This is a genomic window from Seonamhaeicola sp. ABD4_175 (assembly GCF_056160885.1).
Genome location: NZ_JBSWYC010000001.1, coordinates 498,225 through 523,598, shown reverse-complemented (window position 1 = coordinate 523,598; position 25,374 = coordinate 498,225). Strand labels below are relative to the sequence as shown.

The following is a 25,374-nucleotide window of genomic DNA, read 5'->3' as shown; positions in this document are numbered from 1 at the left end:
TAATATAAAATTATAATAATTGTAACGAGCAATTATGTAAACTCATTAAAAAAGCAAAAAGTACAATAAGCTAAATAAGGGCGTATGGGGAATGCCTAGGCTCTCAGAGGCGATGAAGGACGTGATAAGCTGCGAAAAGCTGCGGGGATTGGCACATACAAATTGATCCGCAGATATCCGAATGGGGCAACCCACTATATTGAAGATATAGTATCCGAAAGGAGGTGAACCCGGAGAACTGAAACATCTAAGTACCCGGAGGAGAAGAAAACAAAAGTGATTCCGTTAGTAGTGGCGAGCGAACGCGGATTAGCCCAAACCAGTATTGTTACGGCAATGTTGGGGTTGTAGGACTACAATATTTGAAACTAAGTTAACTAGAATTGTTTGGAAAGACAAACCATAGAGAGTGATAGTCTCGTAAAGGTAAGCGAAGTGGAGATAGTAGTATCCTGAGTAGTGCGGGGCACGTGTAACCCTGTGTGAATTTGGCGGGACCATCCGTTAAGGCTAAATACTCCTGAGAGACCGATAGTGAACTAGTACCGTGAGGGAAAGGTGAAAAGAACCCTGAATAAGGGAGTGAAATAGAACCTGAAACCATACGCTTACAAGCGGTCGGAGCCCATTAGGGTGACGGCGTGCCTTTTGCATAATGAGCCTACGAGTTACCGTTGCTAGCAAGGTTAAGCACTTCAGGTGCGGATCCGTAGCGAAAGCGAGTCTGAATAGGGCGTTTAGTTAGTAGTGGTAGACGCGAAACCGTGTGATCTACCCATGGGCAGGTTGAAGCTGTAGTAACATACAGTGGAGGACCGAACCGGTTGACGTTGAAAAGTCTTCGGATGACCTGTGGGTAGGGGTGAAAGGCCAATCAAACTCGGAAATAGCTCGTACTCCCCGAAATGCATTTAGGTGCAGCGTAGTAATAGTTTTATAGAGGTAGAGCTACTGATTGGATGCGGGGGCTTCACCGCCTACCAATTCCTGACAAACTCCGAATGCTATAAAATGTTTTACTGCAGTGAGGGCATGGGTGCTAAGGTCCATGTCCGAGAGGGAAAGAACCCAGACCATCAGCTAAGGTCCCCAAATGTATGTTAAGTTGAATAAACGAGGTGAAATTGCTTAGACAGCTAGGATGTTGGCTTGGAAGCAGCCATTCATTTAAAGAGTGCGTAACAGCTCACTAGTCGAGCGATTTTGCATGGATAATAATCGGGCATAAACATACTACCGAAGCTATGGACGAAAGTGGTAGGGGAGCATTCTAATTGTGTTGAAGGTGTACTGTGAGGTATGCTGGAACGGTTAGAAAAGAAAATGTAGGCATAAGTAACGATAATGCGGGCGAGAAACCCGCACTCCGAAAGACTAAGGTTTCCTCAGCTATGCTAATCAGCTGAGGGTTAGTCGGGACCTAACGCGAACCCGAAAGGGGTAGTGGATGGACAACAGGTTAATATTCCTGTACCTGCTCTCAACAAAAGTGACGGATCTCTGGAGTTACTGCGTACTGACGGAATAGTACGTTGAAGCTTCGGCAATAGTACACTAAGACTTCGGTTGCGGTGATAATGTAGCGAAAGAGGTTCCAAGAAAAGCGAGAGAAGCAGCCCGTACCCTAAACCGACACAGGTAGTTGGGATGAGAATTCTAAGGAGCTCGAGAGATTCATGGCTAAGGAACTAGGCAAAATAGACTCGTAACTTCGGGAGAAGAGTCGCCCACTTATGTGGGCCGCAGTGAAAAGATCCAGGCGACTGTTTATCAAAAACACAGGGCTATGCTAAATTGAAAGATGACGTATATGGCCTGACACCTGCCCGGTGCTGGAAGGTTAAGTGGAGGGTTTAGCTTCGGCGAAGATCTGAAATGAAGCCCCAGTAAACGGCGGCCGTAACTATAACGGTCCTAAGGTAGCGAAATTCCTTGTCGGGTAAGTTCCGACCTGCACGAATGGTGCAACGATCTGGATACTGTCTCAGCCATGAGCTCGGTGAAATTGTAGTAACGGTGAAGATGCCGTTTACCCGCTGTGGGACGAAAAGACCCCGTGCACCTTTACTATAGCTTAGTATTGGTTTTGGATAAGTAATGTGTAGGATAGGTGGGAGACTTTGAAGCGGCGTCGCTAGGCGTTGTGGAGTCATTGTTGAAATACCACCCTTTGCTTATCTAGAGTCTAACTCAGAAATGAGGACAGTGCTTGGTGGGTAGTTTGACTGGGGTGGTCGCCTCCAAAAGAGTAACGGAGGCTTCTAAAGGTACCCTCAGCACGCTTGGTAACCGTGCGTAGAGTGCAATGGCATAAGGGTGCTTGACTGAGAGACCTACAAGTCGATCAGGTTGGAAACAAGAGCATAGTGATCCGGTGGTTCCGTGTGGAAGGGCCATCGCTCAAAGGATAAAAGGTACGCCGGGGATAACAGGCTGATCTCCCCCAAGAGCTCACATCGACGGGGGGGTTTGGCACCTCGATGTCGGCTCGTCACATCCTGGGGCTGGAGAAGGTCCCAAGGGTTGGGCTGTTCGCCCATTAAAGTGGCACGCGAGCTGGGTTCAGAACGTCGTGAGACAGTTCGGTCTCTATCTACAGTGGGCGTTAGAAATTTGAGTGGATCTGACTCTAGTACGAGAGGACCGAGTTGGACTAACCTCTGGTGTATCTGTTGTCACGCCAGTGGCATTGCAGAGTAGCTACGTTGGGAAGGGATAAGCGCTGAAAGCATATAAGCGCGAAACCCACCACAAGATGAGATTTCTTTAAAGGGTCGTGGGAGATGACCACGTTGATAGGCTACAGGTGTAAAGGCAGTAATGTCATAGCCGAGTAGTACTAATAACCCATAGGCTTATTGTACGCCTGTTTTTTTAGAAGAGTTTAGTAATTAAAGTTCATGTAATTTTTTCAATATGTTAAAATATTTGCTACGAAGTAGCAGTTTGAAAGTAAAAAGTATAAAAGTGATAAAGTGTATAACTTTAAGAGCTTTAAAACTTAAATCTTTGAAACTTAAAATTTAAGGTGGTTATAGCGATGGGGCTCACCTCTTACCATTCCGAACAGAGAAGTTAAGCCCATTAGCGCCGATGGTACTACATTTGTGGGAGAGTAGGTCGTTGCCTTTTTTGAATCCCGATTCTAACGAATCGGGATTTTTTTTGCTTTATACTTAAGGTAATTTTACTTAACAAATGATACTTATTGTAGTTTATAAAATTACCTTGGCTGGTGGCTGCAATAGTGATAGTAGTGGTTAGCTTTTGTAAAACTTTTATATATGGTTTTACAAAACTAGTAACGCATAGCGCGATTTTTAAATACTTTTAAAAAAATGCTATAATTATTTTGGATAAGATTTATAAGGAAACTTTAACATTTTATTGATAAGGGTTTTTGTTTTTAATTTCATCTATTGTATATATTAATCAATTGTATATTTATAATGAATAAATTTATCTTATCGTTTTCTTTTCTTTTTGTTTGCTTTATAAGTATTGGTCAAGAAGCTATTGAAAGCATTACTCCAAAGGCTAATTATAGATTAGCTGCTAAATTTTCACCTTCAAATATTTCAAAAAAAGTACATTCAACTGAAGTGTATCCGAGGTGGTTGGCTACAGGGAATAAGTTCTGGTACCAGTATAAAACTACAGATGGTTCTAATTATTATTTAGTTGATTGCGATAGAAAAACAAAAACTAAATTGTTTGACAATGCTAAAATGGCTAAATGGCTTTCAGAAATAACAAAAGACCCTTATGATGCAAAGCATTTACCACGTTTTAACTTTGAATTTTTAAAAGGGGAAAAGGCTATTCGTTTTAGAATTACATCAAAAGAAATGATTGATGTTGTAAACAAAACGGAAAAAGCTGAAACTAAAATAGACACAAGCTCTATTAAAGATTCTATTTCAGTTAAAAAGCTTAAAAAGCAAAAACCTAAAAAAGAGAGAAAGACTTATTATTTAGAGTATACTTTAGGTTCAAACGGTTTAACTGTTATTGATAATAGTAAAGAAGAAAAAACTTTAAATAAATGGGCTAATGTTGCGCCAGATAGTTCTTTAGTAGTTTTTACAAAAAAACATAACTTGTATTGGATGGATAAAGCTAATTTTTTAAAGGCTTTGAAAAATGATAAAGATACTACTATTGTAGAGCACCAATGGACTAAAGATGGTGTTGAGAACTTTGGCTATAGCAGGAATAATATGGGGATTAGTGAAGATGATGTAAAAAAGAAAATTGAAGACAGAAAACCTGTTTATGGTTATTGGACACATGATTCTAAAAAGTTTGTTTTTCAGCGTACAGACGTTAGGCACATTAAAGATTTATGGGTTATAAATTCAGTTACTAAAGGAAGACCTACTTTAGAACGTTATAAATATCATATGGCTGGTGAGCAAGAATTTCCTAAAAGTTATATTGAAATTTTTGATACTGCCACAAAGCATATAACAAAGGTACAATTAGATACCACCGTACAACAAAGTTTAAGTATTTATAGGTATTCATACAAGAAATCTGACACAACAAAGCATAAACCTACATTAGTTTTATCTAAAAAAGGTAATTTGTATTTTAGTACTATTAGCAGAGACAGGAAGCGTTTAGATATTCATGTGGCTAATATTGAAACTGGCAAGGTTAAAACCATTATAAATGAGCATTCAAATGTTTATGTTGAAGCAAGAAATAAGCCTTTTTATTTATTTAATAATGAAAAAGAAATAGTTCACTGGTCTGAACGTGATGGTTGGGGGCATTTGTATCTATATGACTCACAAGGCAATGTTAAGAAACAAATTACCAAAGGTGAGTATCATGTTGATAATGTTCATGGTATTGATGAAAATGAACGTATTGTATATTTTACGGCTAACGGTGTTAATAAAGATGAAAACCCATATTATGCACATTTGTATAAAATTAATTTGAATGGTACTGGTTTAAAATCATTAAATCCGGGTAATTTTAATTCTAAAGTAAACTTATCAGACTCTAATAAATACTTTGTTAGTAATTATTCTAGGGTTAATACAGCGCCAAAAACAGCGCTAAGAACATCAAATGGCACTTTAATAATGGATTTAGAAGAAGCCGATTTGTCTGAGCTTTTTGCTTCGGGCTATAAGTTTCCTGAACCATTTACAGCTAAGGCCAATGATGGTATTACTAACATTTATGGTGTTATGTATAAACCTTTTGATTTTAATGAAAATAAAAAGTATCCCATTATAGAATACGTATACCCGGGGCCACAAACAGAAGCAGTTAATGCATCGTTCTCTGTAAGAATGGATAATGTTGATAGGTTGGCACAAGTTGGGTTTATTGTTGTTACTTTGGGAAATAGAGGTGGAGATCCTAGGCGATCAAAATGGTACCATACATATGGCTACGGAAATTTAAGAGATTATGGTTTGGCAGATAAAAAGTATGTTGCAGAGCAATTAGCTGATAAACATGATTTTATTGATATAAATAAAGTAGGAATTACAGGTCACTCTGGGGGCGGATTCATGTCTACAGCAGCTATGTTAGTGTATCCAGATTTTTTTAAAGTAGCCGTTTCATCAGCAGGAAACCACGACAATAATATTTATAACAGCTGGTGGAGTGAAACACACCATGGTATAAGTGAAGATGAGCAAGCTGATGGCAGTATCAAATACAAATACTTAATAGATACCAACCAAAGTTTAGCCAAAAATTTAAAAGGAAATATATTATTAGCTACTGGCGATGTTGATAATAATGTACACCCAGGAGGTACCATAAGAATGGTTAATGCTTTTATAAAGGCTAATAAAAGATTTGATTTTATTATGTTTCCTGGGCAACGTCATGCTTTTGGTAACATGACAGAGTATTTCTTCTGGAAAAAAGCCGATTATTTTAGTAAATACCTATTAGGAGATGAAGCTACTAATGTAGATATCACAGAAATAAATAGAGATGTGCCTAAAAAAAGGTAGTTAGCTAGATTTAAAAAGAATAAAATCATGTTTAAGTAAATGTATTTAAACATGATTATTTTTGTAAAAAGCTACAAAAACAAAAAATCCCGTAAACAAATGTTTCGGGATTTTTTTGTGGTACCTCCAGGAATCGAACCAGGGACACAAGGATTTTCAGTCCTTTGCTCTACCAACTGAGCTAAGGTACCTCGCCAAAGCGGTTGCAAATATATATTCAATTTTATTATCTACCAAAATAAATTTAAAAAAAAATTACTTTAACTTTTTTTAATAAAAAAATAAGCACCACAAGTTTTAATATTATAATATAATTAAGATTAAAATTGTAGTTGTTTTGTACTTTTAGCACATTCTTTTTAAAAATGAATTTAATAATAGACATAGGAAATACCAATGTTAAACTAGCGGTTTATAGTTTAAAAGCTCAATTAAAGCTTAGGCGCGTGGTTCAACACAAAGCGCTTATTAGTAATGTGCATGAAATTTTAGGTGTATATCCTACTTTGAAAAAAGGGATAATTTCATCAGTTGGTAATATTAAAGCTGAAGATTTACAAACGCTTCAAAATTTAATTGACTTATTAATTTTAACCCCAAATGTTAAGTTACCTTTTTCAAATACATATAAAACCCCAAAAACATTAGGGGTAGATAGATTAGCTTTAGTAAGCGCATCTGTAAAACAGTACCCCAAGGAAAATGTTTTAATTATTGATGCAGGAACTTGTATAACTTATGATTTTATAAATAAACAAAATCAATACATAGGCGGCGCTATTTCACCTGGGTTGCGTACCCGTTACAAAGCATTAAATAATTTAACAGCTAATTTACCGTTATTAGAAACAGAAATGCCTGAAAGTATTACGGGGCAATCTACAAACGAATGTATACATGCCGGTGTAGTATATGGTATTTTAAACGAAATAGACGGCGTTATAAGTGATTACAAACATAAATATTTAGATTTAACAGTTATTTTAACAGGTGGCGATGCTAATTTTTTGTCTAAAAAGTTAAAAAGTAGCATATTTGCCAATTCAAATTTTCTTTTAGAAGGTTTGAACTATATTTTACAATTTAATTCAAACGAATGATTAAAAAACTTGTATTAGTTTTTATTGCTTTAGTTGCTATACAAAGTTACGGGCAAGAAGGAACAGCTTCACCATACTCATTTTATGGTTTAGGAAACCAAAAGTTTAGAGGCACAGTAGAAAACCGAAGTATGGGTGGTATTGGTATTTTTATTGATAGTATTCATGTAAATTTACGTAATCCTGCGTCTTATGTAACAAAAAATATTGATGCTTGGGATGGCGAAAATAGACCCGTAAAATTTGCCGTTGGCGGTGGTTATTCAAACATCAACTTAAAATCTAACAATGGTGCAGATAAAGCAAAATCAACCACTTTTGATTATATAGCTATAAATATTCCGTTAGGGAAATTTGGTTTTGGTTTTGGCTTATTACCATACACAGCGGTTGGTTACAAACTAGAATCGCAAAATAGTGAAGGCGATATAAAAAATAGATTTAAAGGTGAAGGTGGTGTAAACAAAGCTTTCTTAGGTTTAGGCTATCAAATAGCCGAAGGTTTAACCATTGGGGTTGATGCCCAATATAATTTTGGTAATACTGAAACAAGTGTTGTAGAATTTCTTTATGATGATGATGGTACGTTAACACAATACCAATCTAGAGAAAATAATAGATCTGATTTAAGCGGACTAAACTTTAATTTAGGCCTATCATACAAAACAATGGTTACAGATAAGTTAGAAATGATTTCAGGAGTAACCTATGCGCCCGAAAGTTTAATAACTTCAAAAAATCAACAATCTTTTTCAACAATAACAACAAGTTCAAATTCTCAAGATGAGTTTGTTGTAAACACAGTTGATGTAGATTTAGAAGCATCAGGGTTACAAGAAACAGATTTAATATTACCCTCAAGATTTTCAGCTGGTTTAGGTATTGGTGCCCCTAGAAAATGGTTTGTTGGGGCCGATTATTTATTTCAAAATACAAGCAACCTAAGAACCGCATTGCCATCAAATACCAATACAACTACTTATGAAGATGCTGCAACCATATCATTAGGAGGTTTTTTCATACCAGATTATAATGCTTTAGATAGCTATTTTAAAAGAACCGTTTATAGAGCTGGCGTTAGGTTTGAAAAAACAGGATTAGTATTAAATTCAGAGTCGGTAAAAGAGTTTGGCATATCTTTTGGTGTAGGTTTACCACTAAGCGGAGGCATCTCAAACGCTAACCTAGGTTTTGAAATAGGAAAGCGCGGTACAACTAACAATAATTTAATTCAGGAGAATTTTGTTAATCTGCAATTAAGTTTATCTTTGGGCGACAGATGGTTCCAGAAAAGGAAGTATAACTAACAATAGAATAAAATTATCATGAAGGCGAAAATTACTTTATTACTAACATTATTAATAGGCTTAAATTTTGGTTTTGCACAACAAAATGAAGAGTGTATAACTAAACTGTCTATTTTTCATGAATATGTTAAAGCAAAAAATTACGATGCAGCATATGAACCTTGGATGTTTGTAAGAGAAACATGTCCAAAATTCAATAATGCAATATATGTTGATGGCGAGAAAATTTTAGATCATAAAATAGACAAAGCAACAGGTGCTGAAAAATTAGCATTTATAAATGATTTACTTAAACTGTATGACCAAAGAGCAGAGTATTTTGCATCAAAAACTCCTGTAGGTAAATATGGTGCTTTAAAAAGTCAGTTGCTTTATGATAACAGAAAAGAATTAAATAAAACTACTGAAGAGCTTTATGAAAGCTTTGATGCTGCCTACAATGCAGATAAAGCAACATTTCAAAACCCAAAAAGTTTATATACTTACTTCTCTTTAATGGTAGATTTATATGATGCTGGTAAAAAACCTGCACAAGATTTATTTAATAAATATGATGATATTGTTGAAAAAGTTGAAGACGAAGTAAACCAATATTCTGAAAAGTTAAACAAACTTGTAGCTAAAGAAGATGCTGGAACAGCGTTAACAAAAAGAGAAAATAGCTACAAAAAATACTACGAAAGTTATTTAAAAGCTTATGACCAAATTTCTGGAAGTATAGACAGTAAATTAGGTGATAGAGCTAACTGTGATAACTTAGTACCATTATATCAAAAAGATTTTGAAGCTAACAAAACTAATGCTACATGGTTAAAACGTGCAGTTAGCAGAATGTATTACAAAGAATGTACAGATACACCATTATACGAGCAACTAGTAAAAGCTTATGATGAAACTGCACCATCTGCAGATACTAAATACTTTGTGGGTACTGTTTTATTAAAAAATGGAAAAGAAAACGAGGCTATTAGTTACTTTACAGAATCATATGATTTAGAGTCTGATACCTTCAAGAAAGCAAAATTAGCAAACAGAATTGGTTTAATATTAAAGAAAAAAGGACGTTACGGGCAAGCTAGAAAATACTTTAGAAATGCTTTAGCGTTAAACCCATCAAATGGCCGTCCGCACTTATCAATAGCAGCCATGTATGCAGCAAGTGCTAATAGTTGTGGTGATACTACTTTTAATAAAAGAGCTGTATATTGGCTAGCTGCCGATGAAGCCAGAAAAGCAGGAAGAGTAGACCCAACACAAAAGAAAAATGCTGCAAAATCTGTGGCAAACTATACAGCAAAAGCACCAAGTAAATCTGATATTTTTAGTGCAGGTAATTCTGGGCAATCTATTAGAATTGGTTGTTGGATAGGGGCTTCGGTTACCGTACCAAGTATTTAAAAATATGGTTTGAGGTAAAACTCAAAACAACACATGAAACAAAACATTAAATATTTACTAAACATAGTCACAGTTTTTACTGTGGCTTTGTTTTTTTCATGCACAGACAACTATAAAGAAGTGCAAAAAATTGGTATTTCAGAAAATGAACCTGTTGGCGAAGCCGAAAATATCAATTTAAAAGTTACAGATTCTGGTAAAGTAACAAGGCATTTGGTAGGCGCTAAAATGCTTAACTTTTCAAACAGAGACTTTCCGTATTATGAATTTCCTGAAGGCGCTACACTTCATATTTATGATGGTGCCAAAAAAAGCACTATAGTATCAGATTATGCCGTGGTTTATGATGCCACAAGTATTATAGACCTGCAAGGTAATGTTGTTATTACAACGCATGATAAACGCGTTTTAAAATCAGAACAGTTATATTTTGACAGAAAAAAGGAATGGATCTTTACAAATGTTCCCGTTACTTTTGAGTCTGAACAAGATATTATACACGGTAACGGTTTTGATTCAAACGGCGATTTTACCAATGCCGAAGTGTTAGAAGTTACAGGTATTTTTGCTGTTGAAGATTAATAAGCCATACATCTTAAAATTAATTATCTTTATCCTAAATTTTTAAAATGAAATATTTAAGCATTTTTCAATATGCATATTTAGCCTTTGCAGCTGTATTTTTTTATTCTGTTTTTGAAACGTATCAAAAAACAGGCGTAGTAAACTATTCATACATAGTTTTAGGCGCATTGGCCATTTTTATGTTTTTCTTCCGTAGGAGGTTTAGTAAAAAGTTTCAAGACAGAAACAAACAAAACTAAATGACACTATATATTGTTATAATAGTTGTTTCACTGGTGCTTTCGGCATTTTTTTCAGGTATGGAGATAGCGTATGTTTCTTCAAATAAAATACATATTGAAATTGAAAAAAAACAAGATGGCATATTAGCTAAAATACTAAGCAAACTTACTGCTAAACCATCAAAATTTATAACAACAATGCTTATAGGTAATAACATTGCGCTTGTTATTTATGGGTTTTTTATGGGCGATGTTTTAGTAAATTGGTTCCAGTCTTTTTTACCAACACAAAGTAATTTTGTAGACTATATGTTAACAGATTTAAGCCTGCTAACACAAACTATTATTTCAACATTTATTATTTTAATAACCGCCGAATTTTTACCAAAAGTATTCTTTCAAATTTACGCTAACACACTTTTAAAAGTATTAGCAGTACCCGCGTATATTTTCTATTTACTCTTTAGTTTAATATCAGAATTTGTAATCTGGATTTCAGATTTTATTCTAAAAACCTTCTTTAAAACCGAAGGAGACCAAATACAAATGGCCTTCTCAAAAGTTGAATTAGGTAACTATATAAGTGAGCAAATGGAATCTGTAGAAGAACATGACGAAGTAGATTCTGAAATTCAAATATTTCAAAACGCTTTAGAATTTTCTGAAGTAAAAGCACGCGAAGTTATGGTGCCACGTACCGAAATTATTGCCGTTGAAATAAACGAATCTATAAAAACATTAAGTGCGTTGTTTACCGAAACGGGCAGAACAAAAATTTTAGTTTACAAAGAAACTATTGATGATATTTTAGGCTACGTACACTCTTTTGAACTCTTTAAAAAGCATAAAAACATAAAATCTATGATTATGCCCGTTGAGTTTGTGCCCGAAACGGTGTTGATAAAAGATGTGCTAAATGTACTTACAAAAAAACGCCGAAGCGTTGCAGTTGTTATTGATGAATACGGTGGAACATCAGGAATTATGACGGTTGAAGATATTGTTGAAGAATTATTTGGTGAAATTGAAGATGAACATGATACTTTAGATTTAATTGAGGAAAAGGTAGACAATGAAACCTTTATGTTTTCGGCACGTTTAGAGGTAGATTATTTAAACGAAACCTATAAAGTAAACTTACCCGAAAGCGAAAATTATGAAACTCTTGGCGGTTTAATTGTAAACCACACCGAAGAAATACCAAACCAAGGCGATGTTATAAAAATAGATAATTTTAAGTTTATTATTTCTGAAGTTTCAAACACTAAAATAGATTTAGTAAAACTTAAAATGTTAGAAGATAATTAGTTGTTACACCTTTTTTTTGGTAAAATTAAAATATAGCAACATAACAAATTACGCATTACTAGCAATAAAAATAATTAAAGCCTATTTCTTTTTTTATTATTAAATAGAAAATGGTATTTTCGCGCACGATATTTTCGTCAAATTTAGTGTTTTAACTAACATTTCAATAAAAAGAAAAAATCCGAAAAACGGATAAAATTAAGTATAGAAGATGGCAATTTTAAGTAAGATTAGACAAAAGACCTTAGTATTAATATTGGTAATTGCAATGGCATTATTTGCTTTTGTTTTATCTGGTCTTTTTGATGGTAGCGCAAGCTTTTCAAACAAAGGTCAAAATGTAGGTACAATAAATGGTAAAGATATTTCAAGAGAAGCATTTTTACAAAAAGTAGAAGTTGCACAGCAGCAACTTGGTGGTTCTGCAACTAATACACAGGTTATGAACCGCGTTTGGGAACAAGAAGTAAGACAAGCCGTTTTAGAAACGCAGTTTGATGCTTTAGGTATTACTGTTGAAAAAGATCAAATTAGAGATTTACTTAAAACAGCCTTAGCCACAAACCCTCAGTTTTTAAATGAAGCAGGTGTTTTTGATGAAAATAAACTAAACGAATACATTGCTAATTTAAAAGAAAACTCACCCGAAGGTTATGCCGGTTGGGTAAATTATGAGCAATCTTTAGCTACAAATGCATTACAGCAAAACTATTATAATTTAGTAAAAGCAGGTTTAACAGGTACTTTAGCAGAAGGCGAGTTAGAGCATAAATTAGATGGTAATAAAGTTGATATTAAGTATGTACAAGTACCATATGCTTCAATTGCCGATAGCTTAGTAAAAGTATCAAAATCTGATGTTTCTAGCTACATAAACAACAATAAGAAAACATTTGAAGTTGAAGAATCTAGAGATATAAGATTTGTTGAATTTAAAGAAGTAGCATCAGTTGCTGATGAGTCTGCAATTATAAACGAATTGTCAACCTATTTAAATGGGCAGTTAGTTGATGAAACAGGAAGAAAAGATACTATTGTAGCTTTTTCAAAAGTAAAAGATAACCAAGAGTATATCAATTCAAAATCTGATATAAAATTTGATGATCGTTTTGTGTTCAAATCAGCATTACCATCAAAAATAGCTGATAGCTTAATAAATTTAGAAGTTGGAGAAACTTATGGGCCTTATAAAGAAGCTGGTTATTTTAAAATTTCAAAATTAATTGCTGAAAAACAACTTCCAGATTCTGCAAAAGTAAGACACATTTTAATTCCGTTTATAGGTTCGCAAAGTGCTGGTACCGATGTTACTTTAACTGAAGACCAAGCAAAAGAAAGAGCAGATAGTATTTTAGTAGTAGTGAAAAATAATCGTTCTAAATTCCCTGATTTGGTTACTGAATTCTCTTCAGACCAAGGAAGTGTTGCTAATGGCGGACGTTATGACTGGCACGCATACAACACAATGGTACCAGAGTTTAATGATTTTGAATTTAATGGTAAAACAGGAGATTTAGGTGTTGTTAAAACAGTATTCGGTTTTCATATTATAGAAATTGAAGGATTAACAAGTAAAAAGAGAGCTGTTAAAGTTGGTACTATTGCAAGAAAAATTGAACCATCTGAAACTACAACAGCTAAAATATTTAGAGACGCATCAAAATTTGAAATTGATGGTGCCAAAGGTGATTTTGAAGCTTTAGCTAAAGAAAACAATTATACGGTTAGACCAGTAAATGGCATGAAAGCTTTAGATGAAAGTATTCCTGGTATTGGTAACCAAAGACCAATTGTACGTTGGGCTTTTGAAGATGAAGCTAGCGTTGGTGATGTTAAACGTTTTAGTTTGTCAACTGGCGGTTATGTGGTGGCTCAATTAGTAGCAAAACATAAAGCAGGTTTAATGTCTGTTGAAGATGCTTCAGCTACAGTATTACCAATTTTAAGAAAAGAAAAGAAAGCAGAATTAATAAAAGATAGAGTTTCTGTAAGTACTTTAGAAGATTTAGCAACTGCTGAAAACACATCAGTAAAAACAGCATCTGCTATTACAATGAAGAGTCCAACAATTCAAGGAGCTGGTAGAGAACCTTTAGTTGTAGGAACTGCGTTTGGCTTAGGTGAAGGTGAAACGTCTGGTTTAATTGAAGGTGTAAATGGCGTATATATGATACAAGTTACTAAAGTTACACCAGCTGTAAAATTAGATAACTATCAAGCAGCAGCAAATAGGTTAGAGCAACAAAAAGCGGCCACTGTAAACAGTAAGCTTTACAATGCTTTAAAAGCAGCTGCCGAAATTGAAGATAATAGAGCAGCATCACAAGTGCAGTAAAAAATATAAATATAAATATAAAAAAGCCCTCGCATTGCGAGGGCTTTTTTTATAATATCATTTTGGAATAAGGTATAACGGTTGTTAAACCTTTATTTTTAAAATACAATTCCGGGTTTGTTGCTGATGTAGCTAAAACAAAATCGCCACCCCAAGCACCAAGGCTTTTAATACTGCCATTAAAATCATTAAACTGTAAAGTTTTTACGGGTGTTTGGTTGGTTATGTTTGCAATAATACGTTCATGTGTATCTATTAAATTTTCAAAAGCATTTAAAGTATTACAAGCAATCATTTCAGCAGTTATCATATTAATTTCTGAAATAGCACCCTTTAAATCATTTTTGTTTTGTGCTTTGTAATGCGCAATGCCTTCTCTACTATTCTGTTTTTTATTAAGGTAAATAAAATATAAATGCTCTTTAAAATTAGGGTTAAAGTCTATAGGTTCAACTACGGGTAATTCAGTAGCTATTTTATAGGTTATTGGGGTATTGTTATCAGCGCATGCAATATCATAACCACTACCACCAAAAGTTAGTTTTAAGAGTTTATAAGGATTAATATTAGCCCATTTTGATAAGTTGTTTATTAACGTTGAAGATGTACCTAAACCCCAATTTTTTGGAAATTCTAAATGCGTTTCAATAGTATAACCGCTTTTAGTATTTAATAAGTTTGGGTTTAATTGATGGATAGCTTCAAATATTTGTACAATTCTGTCAGAAATTAGGTTTTGTTGTAAAGGTTTTAATTTATTATTGTGAATTTCAAAAGAGCCTTTAAACCAAATGTTATTTTTTTCATCAAAACTAGACCAATTAATTAAGGGGTTTTCAGTAGGTTTAATAATTAGGTTTTGACCATATTTTGTGGGTATAGCAAGAGCTTTTACACCATCTAAAACCACATATTCAGCAGTTAATAATAATTTACCGTTGCTGTTATATTTAATCATTATTAACTCTTAAATTATTTAAAGCCTCAACAACTGCACTATGCGAAACTGTATTGTTTTTAAAATGATTAGTAAGTGTTAGTTTTTCTGCATTTGTGGCTTCAAACTGGTTTAAAATATTCATTAAATGCATTTTCATATGTCCTTGCTGAATACCTGTGGTTGTTAAAGAGTTTAAGGCAGCAAAATTTTGTGCTAAACCAGCAACGGCTACAATTTGCATAAGCTCTTTGGCCGATGGTGAACCCAACATTTCTAATGATAATTTTACTAACGGATGTAAATTTGTTAATCCTCCCACAGTACCAAGCGCTAAAGGAATTTCAATATAAAAAGTAAACGTATTATTTTCAATTTTAGCATGGGTTAAACTGCCGTATTGTCCGTTTTTTGAGGCGTATGCATGAGCACAAGCTTCAATGGCTCTAAAATCGTTTCCGGTAGCTAACACAACCGCATCAATACCATTCATAATGCCTTTATTGTGTGTTACGGCACGGTAAGGTTCGTTTTCAGCAATGGTAACTGCTTGCACAAATTTTTCGGCGTATGCTTTACTTGCTTTTGGGTTATTTTCAACTAAATCATTAACAGGGCAGCTTACTTCAGCTCTAACCAAACAATCAGGGACATAATTAGATAAAATACTCATTATAACCTCAATATGCTTGTCGCTTTCAGAAAATAATTCAAAATTTAAAGCTTCGGTTTTCAACGTTTCAGCAAACTGTTCTAAACAAGAATTTATAAAGTTTGCACCCATAGCATCTAAAGTTTCAAAAGAGGCGTGAAGCTGATAATATCCAGCAATACTATCGGTTTTATTACGTAATTCAATATCTAAAATACCACCACCACGTTTTTGCATATTTTGGGTAATGGTATTAGTATCTTCAATTAATTGTGGTTTTATGGTATTAAAAAACGTTTGTAAAGTTTCAAAATTACCATGGAACATAAAATGTACCTGACCAATTTTAGTGGTAGAAATTACAGATGTTTTAAAACCACCACGTTGTAACCAAAATTTAGCTGCTTTACTAGCTGCGGCAACTACAGAGCTTTCTTCAATAGCCATGGGTATGGTGTAAAGCTTGTTATTAATTAAAAAATTAGGTGCTACACCAAGCGGTAAATAGTAGTTTGTTATAGTGTTTTCAATAAACTCATCGTGTAGTTGTTGTAGTTTTTCATCACTATTCCAGTATTGTTTTATTGTGTTTTTGGCACTATTTGGGTTGGTAAAATACGTATCTACAATCCAATCAATTTTTTCTGCTTTTGAAAGTTTAGAAAAACCAGTAATAGATTTACTCATAAAACATTTTTTAATTAGGCAAAGATACTAACTTGCTGTTTATAATGAATTGCTTTTTATTGTAACTTAATTAAGTGTTAATAAATGCTGAATTTTGAATTATTTTTAGTAAAATTGACATCATTTTATGTAAAAATCAAAGTTTTTGAAAAAACATCTATTATTTTCAATTATAAATTGTAATAATTGAAAACCTATGTTGTATTTTAAAAACCTAAAATCTTGTAACGTTATTAATGAGATATCTTAAATTTTCAGTTTGCGTTTTATTTATTTTAACTTCAGTTTTAAACGCACAAAACAAACAAATTACTTTAGAAGACATTTGGAGTGGTAGTTTTAGACCCGAAAGTATGGACGTATTGCACTCTATGGCAAACGGTAAGCAATATTCGGTTTTAAATTTTGATAGAGCTGCAATGGCAACAACTATTGATATTTATGACTATAAAACACAGCAAAAAGTAAAAACGTTAGTAAGTAGTGCCAACCTTAGTGCTATGCAATATTTTAGCAATTATACCTTTAGCGCCAATGAAAAAAAGGTGATTTTAGCAACCAATGAAACACCAATTTACCGCCATTCTGCAGTTGGTAATTATTTTGTTTATAATGTTGAAGATGAAACTTTAGATCTTATCTCAAAAGAATTAATACAAGAACCAACATTTTCACCTAACGGAACCAAAGTAGCTTACGCTTTTGAAAATAATCTATTTGTGAAAGATTTAATTTCTGGCAAAACTACCCAAATAACTTCCGATGGTAAAAAAAATAGCATTATAAATGGTATTACAGATTGGGTTTATGAAGAAGAGTTTGCTTTTGTTCGTGCTTTTGAGTGGAGTGCCGATAGCCAAAAAATAGCATTTATTAAGTTTGATGAAACCAATGTACCTGAATTTTCAATGGATGTTTATGGTGAAGCGCTTTACCAAACCCAACAAGTATTTAAATACCCAAAAGCAGGTGAGCCAAATTCTAAGGTATCTTTACATGTTCACAATTTGGCCTCAAGCACAACAACTAATGTTAATTTAGATGAAAAAGCATATTACATTCCTAGATTACAATGGACAAACAACGCAAATTTGCTAAGTTTTCAAATTTTAAACAGAAAGCAAAACAATTTATATGTAATGCGCTTTAATACCGAAACTAATGAAACTACTGTGCTTTTAAATGAAACGGATAAAGCCTATGTTGATGTAACCGATAATTTAACCTTTTTAGATGATAATAGCTTTATCTGGACAAGCGAAAAAGATGGATACAACCACATTTATCATTATGATAATAATGGTAAATTAATAAACCAAATAACCAAAGGAAACTGGGAGGTAACAAATTACTACGGTTATAACCCAAAAGCAAAACGTATTTTTTATCAATCTGTTGAAAACGGTTCAATAAACAGAGACGTATATTCTGTAAAAATTAATGGCCGTGATAAAAAGCGTTTATCTAACAATGATGGCACAAATAGTGCCTCTTTTAGCGCCGATTTTTCGTACTTTATAAACACATTTTCAAATGCCAATACACCAACGCAATACACTTTAAATAACGCCGTAAACGGTAGTGTAATTTCTAAAATAGTAGATAATGCTGCTTTGGCTAAAAAAATAGAAAACTATACGCTTTCTAAAAAAGAGTTTAGTACTATAAATATTAATGGAAATGATTTGAATATGTGGATGCTTAAACCAGCTAATTTTGATGAGTCAAAGCAATATCCGTTATTCATGACACAATATTCTGGTCCGGGTTCACAATCGGTTTCAAATAGTTGGAATAGTTATAACGATTATTGGTTTCAAATGTTAGCACAACAAGGCTTTATTGTTGTTTGTGTTGACGGCAGAGGTACAGGGTTTAAAGGTGCTGCATTTAAAAAGATAACACAAAACCAACTTGGTAAATATGAAGTTGAAGACCAAATTGCTGCTGCAAAAAAACTTGGAGCATTACCATATATTAATGCAGATAAAATTGGTGTTTGGGGTTGGAGCTATGGTGGCTTTATGAGCAGTAATTGCATGTTTAAAGGTAATGATACCTTTAAAATGGCCATAGCCGTTGCCCCGGTAACTAGTTGGCGTTTTTATGATACTGTTTACACAGAACGTTACATGACAACACCACAAGAAAACCCATCAGGATACGATGATAATTCTCCAATTAACCATGTAGATAAATTAAAAGGAGATTTCTTATTAATACACGGCACTGCCGATGATAATGTACATGTGCAAAACACCATGCGTTTAGTAGAGGCATTGGTGCAAGCAAATAAACAGTTTGATTGGGCTATTTATCCGGATAAAAACCATGGTATTTATGGTGGTAATACAAGACTTCATTTGTATAGAAAAATGACTGATTTTATTCAAAAGTCACTAGGGGATAAATAATTTTTAAGATTAAAAAGTATTAAAATAACTAACTCAAAAAAAGATTATGGCAGAAATTACAAAAGCACCACACCAAAAAGAATTATGGGGGCATCCAGTAGGACTCTATGTATTGTTTTTTACAGAAATGTGGGAACGTTTTTCATATTACGGAATGCGCGCTTTATTGGTTTTATATTTAACTTCAAAAACAACAGGTTTGAATCCAGGGGTTGGTTGGAGTCAAGGTGAAGCTTTGGCACTTTACGGGTGGTACACAGCATTGGTTTACATTATGTCTATTCCTGGAGGTATTTTAGCCGATAAATTTCTTGGGCAAAAAAAGTCTGTAATACTAGGTGCAGTTTTACTTGTTATTGGGCATAGTGTACTAGCAATTGAGGCAATGTGGGCTTTTTATACTGGTCTAGGCTTTATTATACTTGGGGTTGGATGTTTAAAACCTAATATATCTACTATGGTAGGTGGACTCTATAAAAAAGGCGATGTAAGAAGAGATAAAGGCTTTACAATTTTTTATATAGGTATAAATGTAGGTGCTTTTTTATCTGGGTTAGTTGTTGGTTATGTGGGTGAAGTACATGGTTGGCATTATGGTTTTGGGTTAGCAGGCATATTAATGGTATTTGGTTTAATACAGTTTTTGGCAGGGCAAAAATATTTAGTGCACGTTGGTAATTACTTGGGTAAGTCTGAAAGTAAAGAAGATCAAGAAAATTTTAAAAGACCACTCACTAAAATAGAAAAAGATCGAGTTATAGTATTGTTAATCTCTTTCTTGTTAATTATTGCTTTTTTTGCAGCTTTTGAACAAGCAGGTGGCTTAATGAATATTTATGCCAAAGAAAAAACAAATAGAATGTTAATGGGATGGGAAGTACCCGCAACATGGTTTCAGTCATTAAATTCATTTTTTATAATTACGTTAGGTGTTGCTATTTCTGCTTTTTGGGCTAAAAGAAAGTTAAAAGGAACAGAAGCATCATCTTTATTTAAAATGATTGTTGGTTTAGGTATTACTGGTGTTGGCTTTTTGTTTATGTCTGCTGCTGCATCAGAATATGATAATACAGGAAGTTCTATGATGATATGGTTAGTATTAGCATATTTGTTTCATACAATTGGAGAACTATGTTTATCTCCAGTATCACTTTCATTTGTAACAAAATTAGCACCAGCAAAATATGCATCGATAATGATGGGTATTTATTTTGCAACTACTGGTTTAGGTAATAAAGCAGCTGGTTTATTAGGAGAATCTTCATCTGTATTTGGTGAATTTAAAGTGTTTACAGGAATTGCAATATTTTGTATTGTTTTCGCTTTAATAGTTTTCATTTTCTTTAAAAAATTAAAAGCTTTAACACATGGAGCAGAAGATAACGAAACAGATTTTAGCACTAAAGAAGCCGAAGGCTTTGAATTAGTAGATAATTAATATTTCATTATGAATACAGATATACAAAACCTTTTTAAAGATAAAGTTTTAGGGCATCCCGCTGGTTTAATAGTATTGTTTTTTACAGAAATGTGGGAACGTTTCTCATTTTATGGTATGCGTGTGCTATTGGTTAACTTTTTAACAATGGCTATAACAAGTTCAAACCCAGGCTGGGGCTGGACGGCTGAAAATGCTGGAGCTCTTTTTGGTACCTACGCAATGCTTTTATACATAACACCTATTGTAGGCGGTGTTATAGCCGATAAAATTACAGGGTACCGTTGGGCAGTTGTAATAGGTTCTGTAATAATGGCCCTAGGGCATGCTTCAATGGCTTTAGAAACCGAGTTTTCATTGTACTTAGGGTTGGGACTTTTAGTTATTGGTACTGGTTTTTTTAAACCAAATATCACATCTATAATATCTGAAATGTATAAAGAAAATCCAGAGAAAAAAGATGGTGCTTATACTATTTTTTACATGGGTGTTAATGCAGGAGCTTTCTTTGGTATGATGCTTTGTGGTTACTTAGCTGAAAAAGTAGGATGGAGTTATGGTTTTGGTTTAGCAGGTATTTTTATGATATTAGGAACGCTTCAATTTTGGTTGTCGGGTAATTTATTCGGTAACATAGGCGCTAAACCTAGTAAAGTTCACGAAGTAGAATTACCTCAAAACATCAATGAAAAAGGTAATAAAACTGTTAAAACTGATGATGTTGAAAAACAAAATCCGTTTACAATGTTAGATAAAATTTTAATTGTTATAACAGCTATTATTGGTCTTGGGTATGCTATTAATGATCCTATGTCTAAAATTGCAGGAATAGATATGTTTTCATGGGCCAAAACAACATCTATTGAAGGGCAATATGTAGTAGTGCTAATAGGTTTATTATTGTTCTTAGTATTATCAATAGGAAGAATTGCCAGATATACAAAAGTGGTTAGAGATAGAATGATAGCTTTCATTATTTTTGCTTTCTTCACCGTATTCTTTTGGATGAGTTTTGAGCAAGGAGCTTCATCATTAATTCTTTTTGCAAGAGATAACGTAGATAGGGTTTTAACAGGTAATGCCGCTGTAATATTCAATATAATAAACGCATTGTTAACAGTGGTGCCTTTAATTATTATAACATACGTATTATTTCTTCTTTGGAAAAAAACGTTTAAAAAAATATCAGGGTCAAATATTGTATTAGTGGTGTGTTTTTTAGGTATGTGGGGATTAGTTGGTTGGATGTTGAATAGAGAATTTTCTGCAGATATTTCTGAAATTACCGTATCTTGGTTTAGTATATTAAACTCCTTTTTTATTATTGTATTTGCATCTTTCTTTTCTAAATGGTGGGAAAGTAAATATAATCCATCGGCAGCCACAAAATATGCTTTAGGTTTAATAATTATGGCCATTGGTTTTGGGTTATTAGCATTTGGGTCATATGGTATTGAAACCGGCGTAAAAGTTAGTATGCTTTGGTTAGTATTAGCTTACTTATTTCATACTTTAGGTGAGTTATGTTTATCACCTGTAGGTTTATCTTATGTTAGTAAATTAGTGCCTGCCAGAATGATTGCTTTAATGTTTGGTATGTGGTATTTAGCCATAGCTATTGGTAATAAATTAGCAGCAGTTGTTGGTGGCCAAATAGAAAATATTACCAAAGAGTACAGTTTGTCAACATTCTTTTTAATATTTACTATTGTGCCCTTAGTTGCAGGTTTACTTGTTTTTGCATTAAACCCTGTTTTAAAGAAACTTATGCACGGTGTACGCTAATTATAAACGTTAAAAAATATAGAAAAAGCTCCTAATTAGGAGCTTTTTTTGTAAGTTGGGCACACAATTTGCAACAAATTTACTATGAAAAAAATACAACTTATACTAGTTTTAGTGGTTTTAACCACACTAAATGTTACAGCTCAAGAAATAAATTGGCTTACTTTAGAAGAGGCTGTTGAACTTCAAAAAAAGGCACCAAAAAAAATTATGATGGATGTTTATACCAATTGGTGCGGGCCATGTAAAATGTTAGATAGAAACACATTTCAAAATCAGCAGGTAGCAAATTATGTGAATGAGCATTATTATGCCGTAAAATTTAATGCTGAAGGAAACGATAAAATTACTTTTGATGGTAAAACATTTAGCAACCCAAATTATAATCCAGCAAACGCAAACCGAAGAAATTCACCACACGAATTATCAAGATATTTTCAAATACAAGCATACCCAACTATTGTGTTTTTAGATGAAGAGGGGAAACTTATATTTCCGCTAAAAGGTTATAAAACACCACCACAGTTAGAGTTGTACTTAAAAATGTTTAAAGCAGATGAGCATAAACAACTTGATACACAAGAAAAATTTAACGCCTATTACGAAGCGTTTAAACCTCAATTTCAAGGATAAATATTAATATTTTATTATAAAAGCTCCCTTCTTGCTAGTTTGGTGAAAAGGGAGTTTTCTTTTTTTACAAACAAGTGCCCAATGTTCAATATAAGATTTGTAATTACTGCCATCGGCAATAATTTGTTTGGGTTTAATAGAATCAATAAGTCTGCTTAAATTAATTTTTGGCGATTGCCTAAGCAATACATAATCGGGTTTAATACTCTTTACATTGTAAATACCCAAACTATCAACAACTAAAAGATTCTTTTTGTTTAAAAAATACATGTTTTTTATTGGTGTATATTTTATAGTTTTAATGTGGTTTCCAACAGTAAAATCTTTAATTATTTTAGTGTTTGCTGTGGTTGTGCTATCAAAATCATTTGAAACAAAAAGTTTGTTTTCAGTAATATTTCCTAGTAAACTATATCTGCTTTTATGGAATACTATAAATTCATTTTTAAGAGAAGTAAACTGTGTGTAAATAACTGAAAGTTGTAACAATATTACAGATATTAAAGTCCAAACTATGGTTTTGAAATGTGTTTTTAAGGCCATTTTCACAATACAAATAATTAAAATATAGCTTGTGAAAACATACAATAAATTAAACGGAATGTTTTTAAAAAGAAACGCCTCTTGTTGTGCTACCCAAGCAACAAAACTATTCATTAAATAAATTACAAACCCAAAAGCATCAGCTAAAAATTGAGGAAGTAAGCTTAAAGATGCTAATAAAATAACAAGAATACCAAAGCCTAAAACAAAGCCAAGTAACGGAATTATAACTAAGTTTGAAATGAAAAATAACCCCGGAAATTGATGAAAATAAAACAAACTAATAGGTATAATACCAAACTGTGCCGATATTGTAACCGTTAAAGTTTGCCAATATATTTTTAGTAGCTTATTTTTTGGTTTCCAAAGTTTATTTAGCATGGGCTCTATAGCTACAATGGCAAAAACGGCTAAATAGCTTAATTGAAAACCAACATCAAAAATAAAAAGTGGTTTAAATAGTAAAATAATAAACATTGAAATGGCTAATGTATTATAAACATTAGTTGGCCTTTTTAAATTTAAGGCAATTGCTACTATGCTAAACATGGTTACAGCTCTGGTAACCGATGCCGATAAACCTGCAATTACAGCAAAACTCCATAATATTAAAAGCAGTAAAATAGTTTTAATTAAAGCACCTTTTTTAAAGCGTTCCACAGGTTTTAATAATATGTTTAATATCATTAAAATAATACCAACATGTAAACCTGAAACCGCTAATATATGAATGGCACCAGCATTGGTATAGTTAGTATACACGGTTTTGTTAATGTTTTGGCGTTGCCCTAAAAATAAAGCGTTAATAATGGCGAGTTCGTTTGTTGAAAAATTGTAAGTTTTAAGTTTACTGTTAATAAAACTGCGTAAATTATTGGCATAGCCCAAAAGCGTATGTGGTTTTGATGAAAGTTTTAAAAGCGCTCTATTATCAATAAAAATTTGATGATAAATATATTGTTTTTGTAAATACGTTTTGTAGTTGAATTGATTTGGGTTTAAAGGACTAATTAAGTTTTTAAAAGTAGCTTTTGTAATTAAAATATCATCTACTTTTAGTTTAGTAGAAACACTGTCTTTTTCAATGTTTAAAAGTGTTTTTCCTGAAACATGAGTGCTGTCAATATTAAGTAAATCAATAATATATTTATCATAATAATTACCAGGTTTTAACACTTCGCGCACTCTAAATGTTATAGTGCTTTGTGTTGTTTCATCTGTAGTAATTGTATGCGTGTAGTTATTGCTTTTGTTTTTATGATTGTGAAAATTAGTAACTAAAACACCCAAAAAAAATGTTGTTATAAAACTAAATATACCAAACCAAACAGTTTTTTTTAGTTGGTTTTTAGCTGTGAAATAACAAATACCTAAAGCTACAAATGTAACAGCAAAAATAGTTGAAGATGTATTTATGCTAATAGGTGTTACATACCCAATTATAATGCCTATAATTAAGAAAAAGGTAAGTTTTATTATGGTGAAATTTAACAGCCGCATTAAGCTGTAAGATAAATAAATTCTTATAAAATACGGCGTGCTTCGGTAAAAGCTTTTAACCAATAGGTTTCATTTAAACCAGAAATGATAACACCGCGGCTTGTAGTAGCGTGTATAAATTTTATATCGTTATTTTTAATGTCAACAATTAAGCCTACGTGGTTTATTGCGTTTCGGCGATTTTTGCTGGTTTTAAAAAAAAGTAAATCGCCTTTTTGTACCTGCTTTAAGCTAATGGCTTTTCCTTTTTTGGCCATGTCTCTAGAAATTCTAGGTAAATAAATTTTGTGTGTTCTAAAAGATTCAAAAACTAAACCAGAGCAATCCATTCCGGCTTTAGTAGTGCCGCCCCATTTGTATTTAACACCTTGAAATTGTTTTGCAAAACGAATAATGCTTTCAGATTGTGAAATACTTTTATTATCATTTTTTGAAATTACTTTTGAAGTACTACTTTTTGAAGTTTTAGCTTTTTTTGAAGATTTACAATTACAAAAACTAACAAGTAATACTATGATAAAAAGAGCTTTTTTCACTTTTA

General features: G+C 33.0%; 16 protein-coding genes, 1 tRNA gene and 2 rRNA genes. 14 read left to right on the top strand and 5 right to left on the bottom strand.

Features of this window, described 5'->3' with window-relative positions:
* Window positions 1–63: 63 nt before the first annotated feature.
* The 3 genes from ACXAG4_RS02085 (at window position 64) to ACXAG4_RS02075 (ending at window position 5,990) form a co-directional block, all read left to right on the top strand.
* A 23S ribosomal RNA gene (locus tag ACXAG4_RS02085) occupies window positions 64–2,863 on the top strand.
* Between the two features lie 161 nt (window positions 2,864–3,024).
* Window positions 3,025–3,132 (top strand): 5S ribosomal RNA (rrf, locus tag ACXAG4_RS02080).
* 317 nt (window positions 3,133–3,449) lie between these two features.
* Entirely contained in the window at window positions 3,450–5,990 is a 2,541-nt protein-coding gene (locus tag ACXAG4_RS02075; protein ID WP_475294418.1) for a S9 family peptidase, read from the top strand.
* Window positions 5,991–6,108: 118 nt separating this feature from the next.
* On the opposite strand, the gene ACXAG4_RS02070 is transcribed toward ACXAG4_RS02075, so the two are convergent.
* A tRNA-Phe gene (locus ACXAG4_RS02070) sits at window positions 6,109–6,181 on the bottom strand.
* 174 nt (window positions 6,182–6,355) lie between these two features.
* Here ACXAG4_RS02070 and ACXAG4_RS02065 point away from each other — a divergent pair.
* The 7 genes from ACXAG4_RS02065 to ACXAG4_RS02035 all read left to right on the top strand — a co-directional run bounded on the left by ACXAG4_RS02065 (window position 6,356) and on the right by ACXAG4_RS02035 (window position 14,244).
* Window positions 6,356–7,090: a type III pantothenate kinase gene (locus ACXAG4_RS02065; RefSeq protein WP_475294417.1), complete on the top strand. Its 735-nt coding sequence runs from the start codon at window positions 6,356–6,358 to the stop codon at window positions 7,088–7,090.
* On the top strand, window positions 7,087–8,397 hold the full coding sequence (bamG, locus tag ACXAG4_RS02060) for a BamG family beta-barrel-assembly machinery protein (RefSeq protein WP_475294416.1): 1,311 nt from the start codon (window positions 7,087–7,089) through the stop codon (window positions 8,395–8,397). Before ACXAG4_RS02065 ends, bamG begins: the two co-directional genes overlap by 4 nt.
* 18 nt (window positions 8,398–8,415) lie before the next feature.
* Window positions 8,416–9,795, top strand: a complete 1,380-nt coding sequence (locus tag ACXAG4_RS02055; RefSeq protein WP_475294415.1) for a tetratricopeptide repeat protein — start codon at window positions 8,416–8,418, stop codon at window positions 9,793–9,795.
* 33 nt (window positions 9,796–9,828) lie between these two features.
* Entirely contained in the window at window positions 9,829–10,377 is a 549-nt protein-coding gene (lptC, locus tag ACXAG4_RS02050) for an LPS export ABC transporter periplasmic protein LptC (protein ID WP_475294414.1), read from the top strand.
* A 47-nt stretch (window positions 10,378–10,424) separates the two neighbouring features.
* A complete protein-coding gene (locus ACXAG4_RS02045; protein WP_475294413.1) occupies window positions 10,425–10,619 on the top strand; it encodes a hypothetical protein in 195 nt (64 codons plus the stop codon).
* The gene (locus ACXAG4_RS02040; RefSeq protein WP_475294412.1) at window positions 10,620–11,909 is read left to right on the top strand and encodes a hemolysin family protein; all 1,290 of its coding nucleotides are present in this window, start codon (window positions 10,620–10,622) and stop codon (window positions 11,907–11,909) included. It begins immediately after the preceding gene.
* A 211-nt stretch (window positions 11,910–12,120) separates the two neighbouring features.
* A complete protein-coding gene (locus ACXAG4_RS02035) occupies window positions 12,121–14,244 on the top strand; it encodes a peptidylprolyl isomerase (protein ID WP_475294411.1) in 2,124 nt (707 codons plus the stop codon).
* A 49-nt stretch (window positions 14,245–14,293) separates the two neighbouring features.
* On the opposite strand, the gene ACXAG4_RS02030 is transcribed toward ACXAG4_RS02035, so the two are convergent.
* Window positions 14,294–15,202 (bottom strand): GYDIA family GHMP kinase, encoded by a 909-nt coding sequence (locus ACXAG4_RS02030; protein WP_475294410.1) that lies wholly within the window; start codon window positions 15,200–15,202, stop codon window positions 14,294–14,296.
* Window positions 15,195–16,520, bottom strand: a complete 1,326-nt coding sequence (locus ACXAG4_RS02025; protein WP_475294409.1) for a hydroxymethylglutaryl-CoA reductase, degradative — start codon at window positions 16,518–16,520, stop codon at window positions 15,195–15,197. The genes ACXAG4_RS02030 and ACXAG4_RS02025 overlap by 8 nt, the downstream gene beginning before the upstream one ends.
* Before the next feature lie 236 nt (window positions 16,521–16,756).
* Between ACXAG4_RS02025 and ACXAG4_RS02020 the strand changes: the two genes are divergently transcribed.
* The 4 genes from ACXAG4_RS02020 (at window position 16,757) to ACXAG4_RS02005 (ending at window position 22,790) form a co-directional block, all read left to right on the top strand.
* Window positions 16,757–18,934: a S9 family peptidase gene (locus ACXAG4_RS02020; protein ID WP_475294408.1), complete on the top strand. Its 2,178-nt coding sequence runs from the start codon at window positions 16,757–16,759 to the stop codon at window positions 18,932–18,934.
* Between the two features lie 46 nt (window positions 18,935–18,980).
* A complete protein-coding gene (locus ACXAG4_RS02015) occupies window positions 18,981–20,372 on the top strand; it encodes a peptide MFS transporter (RefSeq protein ID WP_475294407.1) in 1,392 nt (463 codons plus the stop codon).
* A gap of 9 nt (window positions 20,373–20,381) precedes the next feature.
* A complete protein-coding gene (locus ACXAG4_RS02010; RefSeq protein WP_475294406.1) occupies window positions 20,382–22,157 on the top strand; it encodes a peptide MFS transporter in 1,776 nt (591 codons plus the stop codon).
* An 84-nt stretch (window positions 22,158–22,241) separates the two neighbouring features.
* Window positions 22,242–22,790 carry a thioredoxin family protein gene (locus tag ACXAG4_RS02005; RefSeq protein WP_475294405.1) on the top strand — a complete coding sequence of 183 codons (549 nt, stop codon included), beginning with the start codon at window positions 22,242–22,244 and terminating at the stop codon, window positions 22,788–22,790.
* A gap of 3 nt (window positions 22,791–22,793) precedes the next feature.
* Here the strand turns inward: ACXAG4_RS02005 and ACXAG4_RS02000 are convergent, their stop codons facing one another.
* Together ACXAG4_RS02000 and ACXAG4_RS01995 are read right to left on the bottom strand one after the other, a co-directional pair.
* The gene (locus ACXAG4_RS02000; RefSeq protein WP_475294404.1) at window positions 22,794–24,833 is read right to left on the bottom strand and encodes a ComEC/Rec2 family competence protein; all 2,040 of its coding nucleotides are present in this window, start codon (window positions 24,831–24,833) and stop codon (window positions 22,794–22,796) included.
* 23 nt (window positions 24,834–24,856) lie between these two features.
* Window positions 24,857–25,369, bottom strand: a complete 513-nt coding sequence (locus ACXAG4_RS01995) for a C40 family peptidase (protein WP_475294403.1) — start codon at window positions 25,367–25,369, stop codon at window positions 24,857–24,859.
* Window positions 25,370–25,374 lie beyond the last annotated feature (5 nt).